At 57.4% G+C, this 17023-nt stretch carries 16 protein-coding genes and 1 other RNA gene; 9 read left to right on the top strand and 8 right to left on the bottom strand.

What is annotated here, in order from left to right; translation table 11 throughout:
* Positions 1–2 precede the first annotated feature (2 nt).
* From ihfA to QLG07_RS03860, 8 genes are all read left to right on the top strand, one after another.
* Entirely contained in the window at positions 3–302 is a 300-nt protein-coding gene (gene ihfA / locus QLG07_RS03895) for an integration host factor subunit alpha (protein WP_017802142.1), read from the top strand.
* A gap of 215 nt (positions 303–517) precedes the next feature.
* A complete protein-coding gene (locus QLG07_RS03890) occupies positions 518–940 on the top strand; it encodes a DUF2502 domain-containing protein (RefSeq protein WP_282468529.1) in 423 nt (140 codons plus the stop codon).
* 86 nt (positions 941–1026) lie between these two features.
* On the top strand, positions 1027–2007 hold the full coding sequence (gene btuC, locus QLG07_RS03885; protein WP_282468528.1) for a vitamin B12 ABC transporter permease BtuC: 981 nt from the start codon (positions 1027–1029) through the stop codon (positions 2005–2007).
* Positions 2008–2051: 44 nt separating this feature from the next.
* Complete coding sequence (locus QLG07_RS03880; protein ID WP_282468527.1) at positions 2052–2597, top strand: glutathione peroxidase; 546 nt, start codon at positions 2052–2054, stop codon at positions 2595–2597.
* Positions 2598–3338 carry a vitamin B12 ABC transporter ATP-binding protein BtuD gene (gene btuD / locus QLG07_RS03875; RefSeq protein WP_187497362.1) on the top strand — a complete coding sequence of 247 codons (741 nt, stop codon included), beginning with the start codon at positions 2598–2600 and terminating at the stop codon, positions 3336–3338.
* 73 nt (positions 3339–3411) lie between these two features.
* Positions 3412–3870: an NlpC/P60 family protein gene (locus tag QLG07_RS03870; RefSeq protein WP_048916189.1), complete on the top strand. Its 459-nt coding sequence runs from the start codon at positions 3412–3414 to the stop codon at positions 3868–3870.
* Positions 3871–4237: 367 nt separating this feature from the next.
* Positions 4238–4981: an EAL domain-containing protein gene (locus QLG07_RS03865; protein ID WP_062818279.1), complete on the top strand. Its 744-nt coding sequence runs from the start codon at positions 4238–4240 to the stop codon at positions 4979–4981.
* 89 nt (positions 4982–5070) lie between these two features.
* The gene (locus QLG07_RS03860) at positions 5071–6510 is read left to right on the top strand and encodes a protein adenylyltransferase SelO (protein WP_282468526.1); all 1440 of its coding nucleotides are present in this window, start codon (positions 5071–5073) and stop codon (positions 6508–6510) included.
* On the opposite strand, the gene QLG07_RS03855 is transcribed toward QLG07_RS03860, so the two are convergent.
* The 6 genes from QLG07_RS03855 to QLG07_RS03830 all read right to left on the bottom strand — a co-directional run bounded on the left by QLG07_RS03855 (position 6507) and on the right by QLG07_RS03830 (position 12326).
* On the bottom strand, positions 6507–7286 hold the full coding sequence (locus QLG07_RS03855; RefSeq protein WP_048916186.1) for a heme ABC transporter ATP-binding protein: 780 nt from the start codon (positions 7284–7286) through the stop codon (positions 6507–6509). The two genes, QLG07_RS03860 and QLG07_RS03855, sit on opposite strands and share 4 nt — an antisense overlap.
* A complete protein-coding gene (locus QLG07_RS03850; protein ID WP_133623505.1) occupies positions 7279–8280 on the bottom strand; it encodes an iron ABC transporter permease in 1002 nt (333 codons plus the stop codon). The genes QLG07_RS03855 and QLG07_RS03850 overlap by 8 nt, the downstream gene beginning before the upstream one ends.
* Positions 8277–9098, bottom strand: a complete 822-nt coding sequence (locus QLG07_RS03845) for a hemin ABC transporter substrate-binding protein (protein ID WP_282468525.1) — start codon at positions 9096–9098, stop codon at positions 8277–8279. The genes QLG07_RS03850 and QLG07_RS03845 overlap by 4 nt, the downstream gene beginning before the upstream one ends.
* Positions 9095–10126 carry a ChuX/HutX family heme-like substrate-binding protein gene (locus QLG07_RS03840; protein ID WP_282468524.1) on the bottom strand — a complete coding sequence of 344 codons (1032 nt, stop codon included), beginning with the start codon at positions 10124–10126 and terminating at the stop codon, positions 9095–9097. Before QLG07_RS03840 ends, QLG07_RS03845 begins: the two co-directional genes overlap by 4 nt.
* A gap of 170 nt (positions 10127–10296) precedes the next feature.
* Positions 10297–11343, bottom strand: coding sequence for a 3-deoxy-7-phosphoheptulonate synthase (locus tag QLG07_RS03835; RefSeq protein ID WP_282468523.1), 1047 nt, complete (start codon positions 11341–11343; stop codon positions 10297–10299).
* A 149-nt stretch (positions 11344–11492) separates the two neighbouring features.
* A complete protein-coding gene (locus QLG07_RS03830) occupies positions 11493–12326 on the bottom strand; it encodes a pyruvate, water dikinase regulatory protein (protein ID WP_282468522.1) in 834 nt (277 codons plus the stop codon).
* Between the two features lie 474 nt (positions 12327–12800).
* Here QLG07_RS03830 and ppsA point away from each other — a divergent pair, with 474 nt between their 5' ends.
* Positions 12801–15179 (top strand): phosphoenolpyruvate synthase, encoded by a 2379-nt coding sequence (gene ppsA, locus QLG07_RS03825; RefSeq protein WP_048916180.1) that lies wholly within the window; start codon positions 12801–12803, stop codon positions 15177–15179.
* A 159-nt stretch (positions 15180–15338) separates the two neighbouring features.
* Here ppsA and rprA read toward each other — a convergent pair.
* Positions 15339–15448: antisense sRNA RprA (gene rprA, locus QLG07_RS03820), an RNA gene on the bottom strand.
* 264 nt (positions 15449–15712) lie between these two features.
* Positions 15713–16837 (bottom strand): AI-2E family transporter YdiK, encoded by a 1125-nt coding sequence (gene ydiK, locus QLG07_RS03815; protein ID WP_282468521.1) that lies wholly within the window; start codon positions 16835–16837, stop codon positions 15713–15715.
* Positions 16838–17023 lie beyond the last annotated feature (186 nt).

Here is a 17023-nt window from a genome sequence, read left to right as displayed (position 1 = left end):
CTATGGCGCTTACAAAAGCTGAAATGTCTGAATACCTGTTTGAGAAGCTCGGGCTTAGCAAGCGGGATGCCAAAGAGCTGGTAGAACTGTTTTTTGAAGAAGTGCGTCGTGCTTTGGAGAACGGTGAACAGGTCAAACTGTCAGGATTTGGCAACTTCGACCTTCGCGACAAAAATCAACGTCCGGGACGTAACCCCAAAACGGGTGAAGATATTCCCATTACGGCTCGCCGGGTTGTGACGTTTCGACCGGGACAGAAACTTAAAAGCCGGGTTGAGAACGCCTCGCCGAAAGAAGACTGATTTCCGCCATTCAAAAGGCCGCGCAAGCGGCCTTTTTCCTTACTGTCTGTTTTAGCCGATTAGGGCAAAACCCCTGATCATACTCTTCACAATCCCTCCATACTGTTAAGCCTGCGTAAGTTATTAGAAAGTAAACGGTAAATCATCCCGGGCTGATAGTGATCTTCATAAGCAATTGCTATAACACTGCCATGACATGACGGGAGGTCAGCCTGATGAAAAAAATCGTATTGTTACTGTGCCTGCTGGCAGGCGCGCCGCTAATGGCCGAAGCTGCCGTTGGCATTGATATCCGCTCGCCGGGCGTCAGCATTCATTTAGGGGACCGCGATACGCGCGGTTACTACTGGGACGGATATGACTGGCGAGCGCCGCGCTGGTGGCGCGACCACCAGAACCGCCACTGGGGCGAGCGAGGTCCGCGCGGTGACTACTGGAATGGTCGCGGCTGGCAGCGTCATCCCCCCGTGCGCAGGCCGCCACCGCCGCCGCGGCCGGTGTATCACCATGCCCCCCCGCGACCGCCGCAGCATCGTCCGCAGCCACACCACAGTGCGCCGCCGCACCACAACGGCAGACCTCAGGGCGGAGATCGCGCTCATCAGCCGCGGCCGCCACAGCAGGGTGACCGTCGCTGATCATCAAGAGCCAGCCAAGCTGGCTCTTTCTTTTTGCTGATTTACCTCTACAATCAAACCCCTGTTTTCCCTATAAAACGTCGGCTATGACTCTGCTCTCTCATCAGATATCGGCTGCGCAACGCCGGGCAACAGTCTGGCTGAGCGGACTGCTGCTGTTCTGTCTGATCCTGCTTATTATCAGCCTGTGTGCGGGTGAACGCTGGATAGCGCCAACGCAGTGGTTAACGCCTGATGGTCAGCTGTTTGTCTGGCAGCTGCGCCTGCCGCGCTCGCTGGCGGTCATGCTGGTTGGTGCCGCACTGGCGGTGGCCGGCGCAGCCATGCAGGCGCTGTTTACTAATCCGCTGGCTGAGCCGGGCCTGCTCGGCGTGTCCGGTGGTGCCGGCGTCGGGCTGGTGCTGTGCATTTTCACCGGCAGCAACAGTCCGTGGATGATGAGCCTGGCCGCCATCTGCGGTGCATTGCTGGTAACCCTCATCCTGCTGCGCCTGGCAAGACGCCAGCTGTCGACCAGCCGACTGCTGCTGGCCGGCGTGGCGCTGGGGATAATCTGTAGTGCCCTGATGACCTGGGCCGTCTATTTCAGCAGTAATCTCGATCTGCGCCAGCTGATGTACTGGATGATGGGGGGATTTAGCGGCGTTGACTGGCGCTATGGCTGGCTGATGCTGGCATTAATGCCGGTGCTGCTGTGGTTAAGCGGCCGGGCGCGGGTATTGAACCTGCTGGCGCTGGGGGAGGTTTCTGCCCGCCAGCTCGGGCTGCCGCTGGTGCTGTGGCGTAACCTGCTGGTAATGGCTATCGGCTGGCTGGTCGGTGTCAGCGTGGCGCTGGCGGGCGCGATAGGCTTTGTCGGCCTGGTGATCCCGCATATTCTGCGGCTCAATGGGCTGAGCGATCATCGTATTCTGCTGCCCGGCTGTGCGCTGGCCGGAGCTGGCGTGCTGCTGGCGGCGGATATTATTGCGCGCGTAGCGCTCACTTCGGCCGAGCTGCCGATTGGCGTTGTCACCGCCACGCTGGGCGCGCCGGTATTTATCTGGCTATTATTGAGCAACCGTTAACAGCCATACGGCTGTTGTCTCCTCATTGAAACAGGAAAAACGCTATGAGCATCTTTGATACAGAACTGATCACGCTCGACGGTGAGAAAACCACGCTGGCCCAGTGGCAGGGTGATGTGCTGCTGGTGGTGAACGTTGCTTCAAAATGCGGCCTGACGCCGCAGTACGAGCAGCTGGAGAATCTGCAAAAGACGCTGCATGCCAGGGGACTGACCGTGCTGGGCTTCCCCTGCAATGCGTTTCTGGAGCAGGAGCCGGGCAGTGAGGAGGAGATCAAAACCTTCTGCAGTACCACTTATGGCGTCACCTTCCCGATGTTCAGCAAGATCGAGGTCAATGGCCCGCAGCGCCACCCGCTTTACCATCAGCTGGTGGCCGCACAGCCGGTGGCGCAACGCCCTGAAGGCAGTGGTTTCCTCGAGCGTATGGAGAGCAAAGGCCGCGCGCCCAAGCAGGCCGGTGATATTCTGTGGAATTTTGAAAAGTTCCTGATTGGCCGCGATGGTCAGGTTATTGCGCGTTTCTCACCGGATATGGAGCCGAACGATCCAACGTTGACTGCCGCCATTAACCAGGCTCTGAGAAAATAGATGCTGCTGGAGATTTCAGGCGCTGCGCTTGCCGGGCGCCTGACCCCATTTAGCGCGCAGGTAGCGGCAGGACAGGTGATTCACCTGGTTGGCCCCAACGGTGCCGGAAAAAGCTCTCTGCTGGCTGCCCTGGCTGGGATGCTTACCACGGCGGGCGAGATCCGCTTTGCCGGGCAGCGGCTAAGCGACTGGCATGGCGCTGCGCTGGCACGCCAGCGGGCTTACCTGGCGCAGCAACAGCCGCCGCCGGGGCAGATGCCGGTCTGGCACTATCTGCGCATGCACGCGCAGCAAACTCTGGAAGAGAGCAGCAGCGTGCTACTGGCGCTGGCAGAGAAGCTCCAGCTGGCCGACAAACTTCAGCGCGCGCTGCATCAGCTCTCCGGCGGAGAGTGGCAGCGCGTGCGGCTGGCTGCCGTACTGCTGCAGCTCAGCCAGTCTGAAGGCAAGCTGCTGCTGCTCGATGAGCCGCTGACCGGACTGGATATCGCTCAGCAGGCGGCATTCGATGACCTCATTTCTGCCATTAGCGCGCGCGGTGTCGCGGTGGTGATGAGCAGCCACGACCTCAACCATTCGCTGCATTTTGCCGACCGGGTGTGGCTATTGCGCCCGGGGCAGAGCGCGCTGGTCGGCCGCGCGCAGGAGGTGCTGACAGCGGCCAATCTCAGCGCCCTGTACCAGGTTCCGTTTCGCCTGCTTGAAGTGGAAGGGCGGCAGATGTTGACCACGCTGCGCTGACGACAGGGCATAAGTTGCCAGTAAGGGTATTTTACCGCTACATTAAACAGGTTTGCAGGGAAGGGGATCCGTGATGCGCTACTGGCTAGTTCTTATCGTTGTTATTCTGGCAGGCTGCAGCAGTCATGCCCCCGTACCTAATAGTCGTCTTTCCGACTCCATCACCGTGATTGCGCAGCTCAACGATCAGCTTGGCAAATGGCGCGGTGCGCCTTACCGCTATGGCGGGATGAGCCCGCGTGGCGTTGACTGTTCTGGCTTTGTTTATCTGACCTTCCGCGAGCGTTTTAATCTGCAATTACCCCGCACCACTGCTGCTCAGACCGATATCGGCACCCGGATCTCTAAAGATGAGCTGCTGCCCGGCGACCTGGTGTTTTTTAAAACCGGCAGCGGCGAGAACGGTTTGCATGTTGGCATCTATGATACCGATAACCAGTTTATTCACGCCTCTACCAGTCAGGGGGTAACCCGCTCGTCGCTGGATAACGTTTACTGGCGTAAGGTGTTCTGGCAGGCGCGTCGTATTTAATTATCGCTGGCCTTTTTTTCATCGTGCTGCTTTATGCAGCATTTGATTTAGGCTGCCATAATTAATGCCAGGGCGATTAAAAAATATCCCTCCGATCAATTTACCTTAAGTCTTTCTCGCGCTGACACTTAACCAATATTTTAGTAAAGCCTGGGTAAACAAAAGCAGCAGAGGATATTAACTATCAGCAGACTAATGATTCTGACTAGATGAATTATGTCAGTTTTGTGTTAGCGTAACGATCTGGATTAGAGGCATAAGCACACCACAGCTGAATTTCTGTATGGCAACTGACTCAGTGCTCAATGGCTTGACCTGATTTGTTGATATGGGATGCGGTGAGTGTCGCTTAATAATGGCGAATAAAATGAAAATCCATCTGGAAGCGGATTATAAAACTTTTACAGCATTCTGCCCGGTTTACCGGCCCGGCGGGCAGCTGGCTGCTGTTGAAATGTTGACACACTTTGCTCATGCGCAGGCCAACGTGGTCATCCCGCAGGAGATTTTGATACCGCAGTTAAATGAACATCAACGCGTTCTGCTATTGCAGGATCAGATTAATATTATTGAGAAGCATTACGCTTTCTTTAGTAGCCATAATATAAATGTGGCTATAAATATTGATGAGCGACTGGCAGAAACCATCCTCGCAAGTGACTTTCTGATTAAAAAAATGAACCAGCTGGATTGTATTGAACTGGAAATTAGTGAAAGTTTTCCAGATATCGCTGGGGGTAAAAACAATCTCTGCCTGCAGGGATTGAGTCAACATTTTCACTTAAGTCTGAATAATTATGGTGCTGGAAAAGCCACGTCAAAAGCCGTTTTTGACAATCTCTTCTATCGCATTAAGCTGGACCGGGGATTTATTCAGCACAATATTAAACGCGGCTCTTTTCCGCCCTTTATCAGCGCAATTCTCGACCATATCAAACCGCACTGTCACGCCGTGGTGGTGCAGGGCGTTGACGATATCAGCGGGTTGCAAAGCATTCGCCATTTTGCCTTCGACGGTATCCAGAGCGCGCTGTTCCCCCCGGTAGATGAAGAGGGGTTGAGCCATTTGGTGGACCCGCCATACTTACTGCAGCAGCCCGTGCTGCAATAACCCTGCTAATCCTCTGTGTTTAGCCGCCGCCGCGCGCTTTACACTGACAGCGTTGTCGGGGATCTTCCTGGCCGCGCTTCGGAGGCGTCATGCATTTCAATAACACCTGGTTTCACGAGCTGAGCGGTTGCTACACCGCATTAAACCCAACGCCGTTAAAAAATCCCCGCCTGCTGTACCACAGCGCGCAGCTGGCGCAGGAGCTGGGGCTGGAGGCAGCGCTGTTTACCCCAGATAACCCAGGTTTATGGAGCGGTGAAAAGCTGATGCCCGGAATGCAGCCGCTGGCACAGGTCTATAGCGGCCATCAGTTCGGCGTCTGGGCGGGGCAGCTCGGCGACGGGCGTGGGCTGCTGCTGGGTGAGCAGCAGCTGGATGACGGACGCAAATTCGACTGGCATCTGAAAGGGGCGGGGCTGACGCCCTATTCGCGCATGGGCGATGGCCGTGCGGTGCTGCGCTCCACTCTGCGCGAGTTTCTCGCTTCTGAAGCGATGCACCACCTGGGTATTCCGACTTCGCGCGCGTTAACGGTGGTGACCAGCGATGAACCGGTCTATCGCGAAACCACCGAACCCGGAGCCATGCTGCTGCGCGTGGCGGAAAGCCACCTGCGCTTTGGCCATTTCGAACACTTTTACTACCTTGGCCAGCAGGAAAAAGTCACACAGCTCGCCGACTACGCAATCCGCCATCACTGGCCGCATCTGCAGCAGGAAGCCGATAAATATCTGCTGTGGTTTAGCGATGTGGTGCAGCGCACCGCGCGCCTGATTGCTGGCTGGCAGAGCGTGGGCTTTGCCCACGGGGTGATGAATACCGACAATATGTCGATCCTCGGCCTGACGCTGGATTATGGGCCGTATGGCTTCCTCGATGACTATCAGCCGGAGTTTATCTGTAATCATTCGGACCACCAGGGGCGCTACAGCTTTGAGAATCAGCCGATGGTAGGGCTGTGGAACCTGAATCGCCTGGCGCACGCGCTCTCCGGCCTGATGAGCGCCGGGCAGCTGAAACAGGCGCTGGCGGGCTATGAACCGGAGCTGATGCGCGCCTGGGGTGAGAAAATGCGTGCGAAGCTTGGGCTGCTGACGCGCAGCAAAGAGGATAATAATATTCTTACCGGGCTGCTGTCGCTGATGACCAAAGAGGGCAGCGACTATACGCGCACTTTCCGTCTGTTGAGCAGCAGCGAACAGCAGCAGTCACGCTCCCCGCTGCGCGATGAATTTATCGATCGTGAGGCGTTCGACAGCTGGTACAACGTCTGGCGCCAGCGTCTGTTACAGGAAGAGTGCAGCGATGAGCAGCGCCAGCAGGCGATGAAGCAGGCTAATCCGGCGATGGTGCTGCGTAACTATCTGGCGCAGCAGGTGATAGAACAGGCGGAGCAGGACGATATCAGCGTTCTGGCACGCCTGCATCGGGCGCTATCACAGCCGTTTGACGACGCGCCGGAGTTTGCTGACCTGGCGCGCCGCCCACCTGACTGGGGCAAAAAACTGGAAGTGAGCTGCTCAAGCTAGCGGCGCAGCGATACCTGGGGCACCCCTTCGCTCAGATGCGGGTGAACCATCACATCGGCCTGATACCAGCGCCTCAGCGTCTCTTCCTTCAGAACCTCTGTGGGCGTGCCCTGCGCGACCAGATGTCCATCCGCCAGCAGCAGCACGCGATCCGACCACAGTGACGCCAGGTTGAGATCGTGCAGCACGCAGCAGACGCTGAGCGGATGCTGGCGCGTGAGCTGGTAGAGCAGGCGCAGCAGGTGCTGCTGATGGTAGAGATCCAGCGCGGAGGTGGGTTCATCGAGGAACAACCAGCCGCGCGGGCCGTTATGCTGCCACAGCTGCGCCAGCGCCCGGGCCAGCTGTACCCGCTGCTGTTCTCCGCCGGAAAGCTGCAGATAGTCGCGCTGCGCCAGGCCGTCGCAGCCGGTCAGCGCCATCACCTGCTCCACCACCGCTTTCAGCGGTTTGCCCGGCCACGGCGCGCGCCCCATCGCGACTACCTCCTCCACGCTAAGCGGAAAGGCCATAGTGCTCTGCTGGCGCATCACCGCGCGCTGCTGCGACAGCCGTGCCGGAGACCAGTGCGCCAGCGGCTCACCCTTCAGCGTGCAAATACCCTGCTGCGGCGTCAGGAAGCCGGTGAGCAGCCGCAGCAGCGTCGATTTCCCCGCGCCGTTCGGGCCGATAAGGGAGACCAGCTCGCCCGGATGCAGCGTCAGCGACACCTCTTCAATCAGCCAGCGCTGCCCGAGCTGATAGCTCAGCGCCTCCGCGGTCAATGCTTCAGCCATTGAGCCCCCCACGGCGGCGCAGGATCAGCCACAGAAACCACGGGCCACCGATCAGGCTGGTCAGCAGCCCGACCGGCATTTCCGCCGGGGCCACCAGCGTGCGCGCCAGCGTATCTGCCAGCAGCAGCAGGATAGCCCCGCTTAGCAGGGAGGAGGGCAGCAGCCAGCGATGATCGCCGCCCAGGCAGTAACGCATCAGGTGCGGCATCACCAGGCCAATAAAGCCAATCACCCCGCTGACCGCCACGGCGGCCGCCACCAGCAGTGCGCTGAGCACCAGCAGATAGCGCTGAGTGCGCGGCACGTCAACGCCCAGATAGTGCGCCTCTTCTTCACCCAGCTGCAGCAGATTAAGGCGCCGTGCGAGGCGCTGAACCAGCACCATGCACGGCAGCACTACCGAGGCACAAACCAGCACCGTGGGCCACTGCGCCTGCCCCAGGCTGCCCATACCCCACAGCGACAGCTGGCGCAGCTGCTGGTCATTGCTCATCCATGAGAGCACCCCGACCGCCGCGCCGCACAGCGCATTGATCGCAATCCCCACCAGCAGCAGGCGACTTAACCCGCTGACGCCCTGGCGGCTGAGCAGAAAAATGATCAGCGTCACTGCCATGCTGCCGATAAAGGCCGCCAGCAGCGGCAGATAGAGCGTCAGCACGCCGGGCAGGGAAAATGACATCACAATAGAGAGCGCAACCGCCAGCGCCGCGCCGCTGCTAATCCCCAGCAGGCCGGGATCGGCCAGCGGATTACGGAACAGACCCTGCATCACGCAGCCGGAGAGCGCCAGCGCGCCGCCGACGATAACCGCCAGCAGCACGCGCGGCAGACGGATGCTGAACCAGATCTGCCACAGGCTGCTGTCGCTGCCCGCATGCCACAGCATCGGCAGCGACAGATGCATCGCGCCGATGTTAGCGGCGCCGATGCCGAGCAGCATCAGCGACAGCAGCAATACGCCGAGCCAGCGCAGGTGGCGCACTGACATCATTGCGCGGCTTCCGCAGCCTGACGCAGTTTGAGGATCGCCGCCGGAGTGTCAATGCCAAAGCCGAGCAGGGCCATATCGTCGACGACCAGCAGCTGCCGGTTTTTCGCGGCCGGCGTCAGCGCGATACCGGGCAGCTTCCACAGATTTTCCTCGCCGCCAAGGGTACGGATACCGTCGACGGTAACGACGATCAGCTGCGGTGCGCTGGCAACGACCCCCTCCTGCGACAGCGGCTGATAGCGCTGTATGCTGGCCATGGCATTTTGCAGCCCGGCGGCACGGATTGCGCCGTCAGCCGACGTCCCGCTGCCTGCAGCCATTGCTCCCATGCCCTGATGGGCCAGGATAAACAGCACCTTAACCGGAAGGTGTTGCGCAGGCACTTTTGCCAGCTGGCTGCGCACTCTCTTTTGCAACAGCGCTCCCTGCTCCTCGCGGTGCAGCGCGGCGGCAATGGTCTGGATTTTCTCGTTGATGGCGGAGATCTCATTTTTGCCGGTCACATCCACCACTTTGACGCCGTTCTGTTCCACCTGCTGCAGTGCCAGCGCCGGTTTAGCCAGTTCGCTGGCGATCACCAGCGTCGGCTTCAGCGCCAGGATCCCTTCGGCGTTCAGCATGCGCATATATCCGACATCAGGCAGCTTTGTGGCGACCGCCGGATGCAGGCTGGTGCTGTCGCGAGCCACCAGCTCCTGTTGGGCATCCAGCGCGTAGATAATCTGCGTCACATCACCGCCGATACTGACGATACGCTGCGCGGCGGCGGCAGAAAAGGCCAGCGGCAGGGCCAGCAGGGCAATCAGTCGGAATTTCATACGGTGGCGTCCTCAGCGCTGAGGGTAGCCAGCTGTTTCCGCCAGCGCGTTTGTTCCGGCTGACCTTCGCTGCGCTGGCCGTAGAGTTGGGCAATCTGCGTGCCGTCAGCGGCAAACAGTTCAAGGCTGGTGACGATGCCATCGGCGGTAGGTTTACGGGTAATCCAGCTTTCGGCAATCAGCTGTTCCTGCAGGTGCAGGGTAAAGGCCGGATTGAAGATGTTCAGCCAGTTGTGCATCGGCATCAGCTTCTCAATTCTGCCGGTAAAGATCTGCGTGCAGGCGCGGTTGCTGACAAAAATCATGATCTCGTTAGCATCCTGACGCACCGTTTCCAACAGCGCGGCCAGCGAGCTATTGCTGACCTGCTGCGCCAAATCGTGGCTTACCGCGCGAAACGCCTGTTGACGCGTGACACTGTGTTTTTTCAGCAGGCGGAAGAACTGGTGGACGTCGGTCATCGCGCGCCATTCGCTCTCCAGCAGCTCAGCATCAAATTCACTGGCGCTGGCCGCAGCCACAGCCGGTTCTACGCTGAACGCTGAGGTCGGTTCGCTGTGATAATCCTTCAGCAGCTGCTGCCAGGCGCCCATATCGGTGTTATCGGTGGCGTAAACTTTCAGCACTGCGTCACCCTGCCGATCGAAAAACTGGATGCTCTGTCGTTCGCCATGCCCGGTCATCTCCTGCAGGTGAAAGACGCTGGCCCACTGGTTGATGAACACGCGCAGGTCGAGCGCACGCGGGTTGAGCACAATACCGGCGTGGGCACCGATCTGAATATTGCTGAAAGTACCCAGCTGCTCGTGCACCGCATAGTCATTGCGCGTAATGCATTTGGTTTCCCCTACGGCTGCCAGCGCATGCAGCAGTTCCGCCATCGCCGGGCGCAGCGGCTGCGCCTGGTGGCCGACGCGCGCGTTGGTCAGCTCCGCTTCACTGATATCCATCATGGCGGCCAGATCGCGCGCATATTTCTTCGGGTGCTGCTGTTTTAGCTGGTGGTAACGGGGATAGTGCGCGGTCATGTGCTGTGTCCTCATCAGGCAGGTAAACGTCAAGGGCATTTTTTATCAGAATGATAATCATTATCAATAAATGGCGGCGGCGCGCAAGCAGAAAATGAGTATGTATCAAGACGGCGGCACAAAAGAAAAAGGCTGCCCCATGGGAGCAGCCTTATTGGCTATTCAGCCGGTCAGAAGCGGCTGTCGACCGCGTCTGCCAGCAGCTGCAGAACTTCAGCGCTGTCGTCCCAGCCAAGGCAGGGATCGGTAATGGACTGGCCATACACCAGCGGTGTGTCCGGCGTAACTTTTTGCGTGCCTTCCTGCAGGAAGCTCTCAATCATTACGCCAGCCACGGCGCGCGAGCCGCTGCGGATCTGCTGCGCAACATCGGCGGCGACCTCCTTCTGGCGGCGGTGCTGCTTCAGGCAGTTGCCGTGGCTGAAGTCGATAACCAGCTGTTCGGGCAGGTTGAATTCACGCAGGCTGGCCGCCGCTGCTGCGATATCCGCAGCGTGATAGTTCGGCACCTTTCCGCCGCGCATGATGACGTGACCGGAGGGGTTGCCGCTGGTCTGATAGATGGTCATCTGGCCGCGTTTGTCCGGCGAGAGGAACATGTGGCTGACGCGGGCGGCACGAATGGCGTCCACCGCAATGCGCGTATTGCCGTCGGTGCCGTTCTTGAAGCCAACCGGGCAGGAGAGCGCCGAGGCCATTTCGCGGTGGATCTGGCTTTCGGTGGTGCGCGCGCCGATAGCCCCCCAGCTGATCAGGTCGGCAATATACTGGCCGATCACCATATCGAGGAATTCCGTTGCGGTCGGCATGCCCAGCGCATTGATATCCAGCAGCAGCTTACGCGCCACCGCCAGGCCGTGGTTGATTCGGAAGCTACCGTCAAGATCGGGATCGGAGATCAGGCCTTTCCAGCCCACCACGGTACGCGGTTTCTCAAAATAGGCGCGCATAACAATCTCAAGGCGCGAGTGATGCTTCTCGCGCAGCGCGTTGAGGCGCCCGGCATACTCCAGCGCCGCACGCGGGTCGTGCAGCGAGCAGGGGCCAATCACCACCAGCAGGCGCGGGTCTTCACCATTCAAAATGCGCGCAATGCGTTTGCGTGACGCTGTCACGTTGTCGGCAATCGCCGCGGTGATCGGCAGGTTATTCTGCAGATCGGCAGGCGTAATCAGGCTGTCGATGCGCGCGGTTCGCAGTTCATCTGTTCTGTTCATCAAAGTTCTCTAAATCTTTGTCTTCACAACGGCAGGAATGCCGGGAAGTAATGGCGTTCACCATAAACCAAACCGTGATGATTTCAACCGTAAAACAGCAGGGGAATAGTGAAATCCAGACCCTGCCCGGTGCGTCAGAGCAGCAAAAATCAGTACATGCGCCGCGTTAATCCCATGATATCGAGGATCTTAGTCGCAATCTCCTCCACCGAATAGTTGGTGCTGTTGAGGTAGCGGATCTGATGGGTGCGGAACAGGGCTTCCACCTCACCGACTTCAAGGCGGCACTGGCGCATAGAGGCATAGCGGGTATTTTCGGCGCGCTCCTGGCGTATTGCGGCAAGGCGTTCCGGGTCGATGGTCAGGCCAAACAGCTTATTTTGAAAAGGCTTCAGCGCCGGGGGCAGCTTAAGGTTATCCATGTCGTCGGCGATAAACGGATAGTTAGCGGCGCGCACGCCAAACTGCATCGCCAGATAGAGGCTGGTGGGCGTTTTCCCGCAGCGTGAGACGCCGAGCAGGATCACCTGCGCATCTTCCAGCCCGCGCAGTGAAATACCGTCATCGTGCGCCAGGGTGTAATCAATGGCGGCGATACGGGCATCGTATTTACCGAGGTTGTTGGCGGTCAGACCGTGGGTGCGGTTGGCGACTGGGGCGGGATCCACACCCAACTCCTGCTGCAGCGGGGCCACCAGCGTCTGCACAATGTCCTGACAGAAACCGTCGCTTTGCAAAATAATCTCGCGGATGGCGGGCGTGACAATTGAGATAAACACCAGCGGGCGCACGCCGCTTTGCTGGTAAATGGCATTGATTTGGGCTTTCACTGCCTGAGCACGCTGCACGGTCTCAACAAAGGGCAGGGTAACGCTATTAGCGATCACCGGGAACTGTGACAGTACCGCGTGGCCCAGCACTTCGGCAGTGATTGCCGTGCCGTCTGAAATATAAAAAACACTGCGTTCGGCGTTCACGTCCATTTTCTCTCCGCGTTCGGGGGGTTAAGCAGACTAAATTAATCTGCCTGAATAATGCAAATCGTGATAAAGCTCGCGAAATAAAATAAAAAATCCATTTCATGATGATTTGAACTTTTTATTTTTATAAAATCAGACCATTCGCCTCTTTCAGCCTAAAATGAAATATCGTTTCTATCCATTATGCGTTTTTACCGCCCTTTTTATTAGAATCATTCTAATAAGGAATCGTTTTCTGTTGCGCAAAGAATTTTTCCCCCTGCATGCATTAAAAATACATAAAGCACTGAAAAATAATGTTTATTATTATTTTATCCGTTGCGCAACGCTGTTTTCTCACGCGGAGTATTCTTAAAAAGATTTTTTTCAGCTGCTTGAACGATTCAACACTTTATCAATCCGGCTTAACTGTGCCAGTCTCATGAAGCAATGCTGTGTCCCTAATATTCCTAATTAAATCTTACAAGGATTGCTTCAATGTCCAATAAAGGCGAATTGCCGCTTGTGCTCTGGTATAACCAGCTTGGCATGAACGATGTGGATCGGGTGGGAGGCAAAAATGCCTCTCTGGGTGAAATGATTACTAATTTGTCGTCATTAGGCGTGTCCGTGCCTAACGGCTTTGCGACAACCTCAGAAGCGTTCAACCTGTTTCTCGATCAGAGCGGCGTCAATCAGCGTATCTACGATCTGCTGGATAAGACCAATATTGATGACGTTGATGAGCTGGCTAAAGCGGGTAAACAGATCCGTCAGTGGATAGTTGAAACGCCATTTACGCCGCAGCTTGAGCAGGCGATTCACGAAGCGTACAACCAGCTCTCTGCCGATGACGCCGAAGCGTCATTCGCCGTGCGCTCTTCGGCCACTGCGGAAGATATGCCCGATGCATCGTTCGCGGGTCAGCAGGAAACCTTCCTCAACGTACAGGGTTACGACGCGGTGCTGGTGGCGGTGAAGCATGTTTATGCCTCCCTGTTTAACGACCGTGCCATCTCTTACCGTGTGCATCAGGGTTACGACCATCGCGGCGTGGCGCTCTCGGCGGGCGTGCAGCGCATGGTGCGTTCTGACCTCGCATCCTCTGGTGTGATGTTCACCATTGACACTGAATCCGGCTTTGACCAGGTGGTGTTTATCACCTCCGCGCTGGGTCTGGGTGAGATGGTGGTGCAGGGCGCGGTTAACCCGGACGAATTCTACGTGCACAAACCCACGCTGGCCGCCGGCCGCCCGGCGATTGTGCGCCGTAATATGGGGTCGAAAAAGATCCGCATGGTTTACGCCGACTCGCAGGAGCACGGTGAGCAGGTGAGAATCGAAGACGTGCCCGAAGCGGAGCGTGACCGCTTCTCGCTGACCGATAGCGAAGTCGAAGCGCTGGCGGCGCAGGCGGTGCAGATTGAGAAGCACTACCAGCGCCCGATGGATATTGAGTGGGCGAAGGATGGCCACACCGGCAAGCTGTTTATCGTACAGGCGCGCCCGGAAACCGTGCGTTCCAATGGCTCGGTGATGGAGCGCTACACCCTGCAGGGTAAAGGCAACGTGGTGGTTGAAGGCCGTGCTATCGGTCACCGCATTGGTGCCGGTGAAGTCAAAGTGATCCACGACATCAGCGAAATGAACCGCATTGAGAAAGGCGATGTGCTGGTGACGGACATGACCGACCCGGACTGGGAGCCGATCATGAAGAAGGCGTCAGCGATTGTCACTAACCGCGGCGGCCGAACCTGCCACGCGGCGATTATCGCCCGCGAGCTGGGTATCCCGGCGGTGGTTGGCTGCGGTAACGCCACTGATATTCTTAAAGATGGTAATAAAGTGACCGTCTCCTGTGCGGAAGGCGATACCGGCTACGTGTACAACGATCTGCTGGACTTTGAAGTGAAGAGCTCGCAGGTTGACGAGATGCCGTCGCTGCCGCTGAAGATCATGATGAACGTCGGTAACCCTGACCGGGCATTTGACTTCGCCTGCCTGCCGAACGAAGGCGTGGGTTTAGCGCGCCTGGAGTTCATCATCAACCGGATGATCGGCGTGCACCCGAAAGCACTGCTGGAGTTCGACCAGCAGACGCCGGAGCTGCAGCAGCAGATCCGCGCGCTGATGAAAGGGTTCGATGACCCGGTGGAGTTCTACATTGCCCGCCTGACGGAAGGGATTGCCACGCTGGGTGCCGCTTTTGCGCCGAAGCGCGTGATTGTGCGCCTGTCGGACTTTAAAACCAACGAGTATGCCAACCTGGTGGGCGGCGAGCGCTACGAGCCGGAAGAAGAGAACCCGATGCTTGGCTTCCGCGGTGCCGGGCGCTATGTGGCCGACAGCTTCCGTGACTGTTTCGCACTGGAGTGCGCGGCGATGAAGCGCGTGCGCAATGATATGGGGCTGACAAATGTCGAAGTGATGGTGCCGTTTGTCCGTACCGTGGCGCAGGCGAAAGCGGTGGTGGAAGAGCTGGAGCGTCAGGGTCTGAAGCGCGGGGAGAACGGGCTGAAGATTATCATGATGTGTGAAATCCCGTCGAATGCGCTGCTGGCCGACGAGTTCCTGCAATATTTTGACGGCTTCTCAATCGGCTCTAACGATATGACGCAGCTGGCGCTGGGGCTGGATCGCGACTCTGGCGTAGTATCCGAGCTGTTTGACGAGCGTAACGATGCGGTGAAAGCGCTGCTCTCGATGGCGATCCGCGCCGCGAAGAAGCAGGGAAAATACGTCGGCATCTGCGGTCAGGGGCCTTCAGACCACGAAGACTTCGCGGCGTGGCTGATGGAAGAGGGCATCGACAGCCTGTCACTGAACCCGGACACCGTGGTGCAGACCTGGCTGAGCCTGGCCGAGCTGAAGAAGTAATCACCGCCTTCATCAGTCGCGGCTGACCCACTTTTGCGGTCAGCGCGCTGCAATAATCACTCGCTGGTCGACCAAAAATGGTCGACCACGACATAAGTTGTGCGAACACCCTCCGGCTGACCACTCTCTGGTTAGCCTTTTTTTATCTCAAATTTTAGCCAAAAAAAAAGCCCATCACAGGGGATGGGCAAAGACTACACACAGCAATTCTGTACTTCACTCAGGGGGAAATGCTTTGTTTAAAAATCAGTGGGTTGATCTCAAACTTGTTATCCATACTATGCAACCGCGTTCCTGGAGTCTTTAAGAATCCTCTTATTAGTTTAAAAGTGATAATCTTTTAACTCGGATTGCCCACCACAGCGCTGAAAAAGATGGGTAAAATATGAGCAATATAGGTTAAGTCATGTTGAAAAGGCTAAAAAAGGGGGTTTAGAGATAAATATCCTTAATGGAATTCTTGATTCACGGCAGGTAAGTATTCTGATGGCTAATGATTGCGGCCGGGACTACCGACCGCAGAATTGACAAAATTATGGTTTTGACTGGTGCGTCTCGGCTTCCATTTCGGCCAGCTCTTCCACCACGGCCAGCGCGTCCTCTTCTGGAGGGGGCGACTCATGCACCCAGACGGATACCAGGCGGTATGAGACCGCCAGCACCACTGGCCCGATGAATAATCCTATCATGCCAAACGCCACCAGCCCGCCAATAACCCCCGAGAGTATCAGGATCATCGGCAAATCGGCCCCCATGCGGATCAGCATCGGGCGCAGAACATTGTCCAGTGTTCCCACCACGCAGCTCCAGATCAGCAGCACGGTGCCCCAGGTGGTATCGCCACTCCAGTAAAGCCAGACGATCGCCGGGACCAGCACAATCAAGGGACCGAGCTGTACCAGGCAGGAGAGAATCATCAGCACCGTCAAAATGGCCGCATAAGGAATTCCGGAGATCGCCAGCCCAATGCCGCCCAGCACGCCCTGCACCAGCGCGGTCACCACCACACCGAGCGCGACGGCACGGATCGCCTGACCGGCCAGCAGCACCGCCGCATCGCCGCGACGTGACGCCAGGCGGAAAACGAAGTGGCGAATGCCGTGACCGACCTGTTCACCACGCCAGTAAAGCAGCACGCTAAACAGCAGCATCAGACCGATGTGCAGCATAAAGCGACCAAAATGCCCGGCCTGGGCAAAGAAAAAGCCGGTAGTGCGGCCAATATAAGGCTGAACCTGAGTGATAATGGCGCTGCCGCCACCGGCCACCAGCTTGTGCCAGGCGGAATAGAGCTTTCTGCCGACCAGTGGGATCTCACGCAGCCAGTGTAAATCGGGCATTTGCAGCTTGCCGGAGGTCAGCCACGCCAGCAGGGGGCCGCCGTTCTCTACCAGGCTGTTAACCAACATGGCGATGGGAATAATAAACACCAGGATGAGCAGAATGGTCATGGCTAACACGGCCAGCGCGCGGCGGCCCCACAGCAGGCCCTGAATTTTGATCATCAGGGGCCAGGTGGCGATCACCACCATGCTGGCCCAGGCAAAGCCGAGAATAAATGGCTGTACGACCCAAAAGCACGCGACGATCATGATGCTGATAAACAGCAACGAGAAAATGATCTGCGGTAAATCCCAGCCTGTTTGCGCGTTTTTCATTGACGAAAAGTGACCTCAAGTAAAAAGAACAATGATGCGATATCTCTCTAAAATCAGTGCCAGCAAAGCGGTTACGCTGAGCCTGACTGCTTAAGCATGATGTATTAAATGATTTTGTGACAGAGACAACAGGTTATTCTTTTGCCTCATTTTTTGAAATAACGGCAGGTGATAAAAAAATGTGAT

It is taken from the genome of Erwinia sp. V90_4, from assembly GCF_029967685.1.
GTDB lineage: Bacteria > Pseudomonadota > Gammaproteobacteria > Enterobacterales > Enterobacteriaceae > Erwinia > Erwinia aphidicola.
The sequence above is the reverse complement of the archived record's forward strand: the minus strand, read 5'-3'. Positions and strand labels throughout refer to the sequence as shown.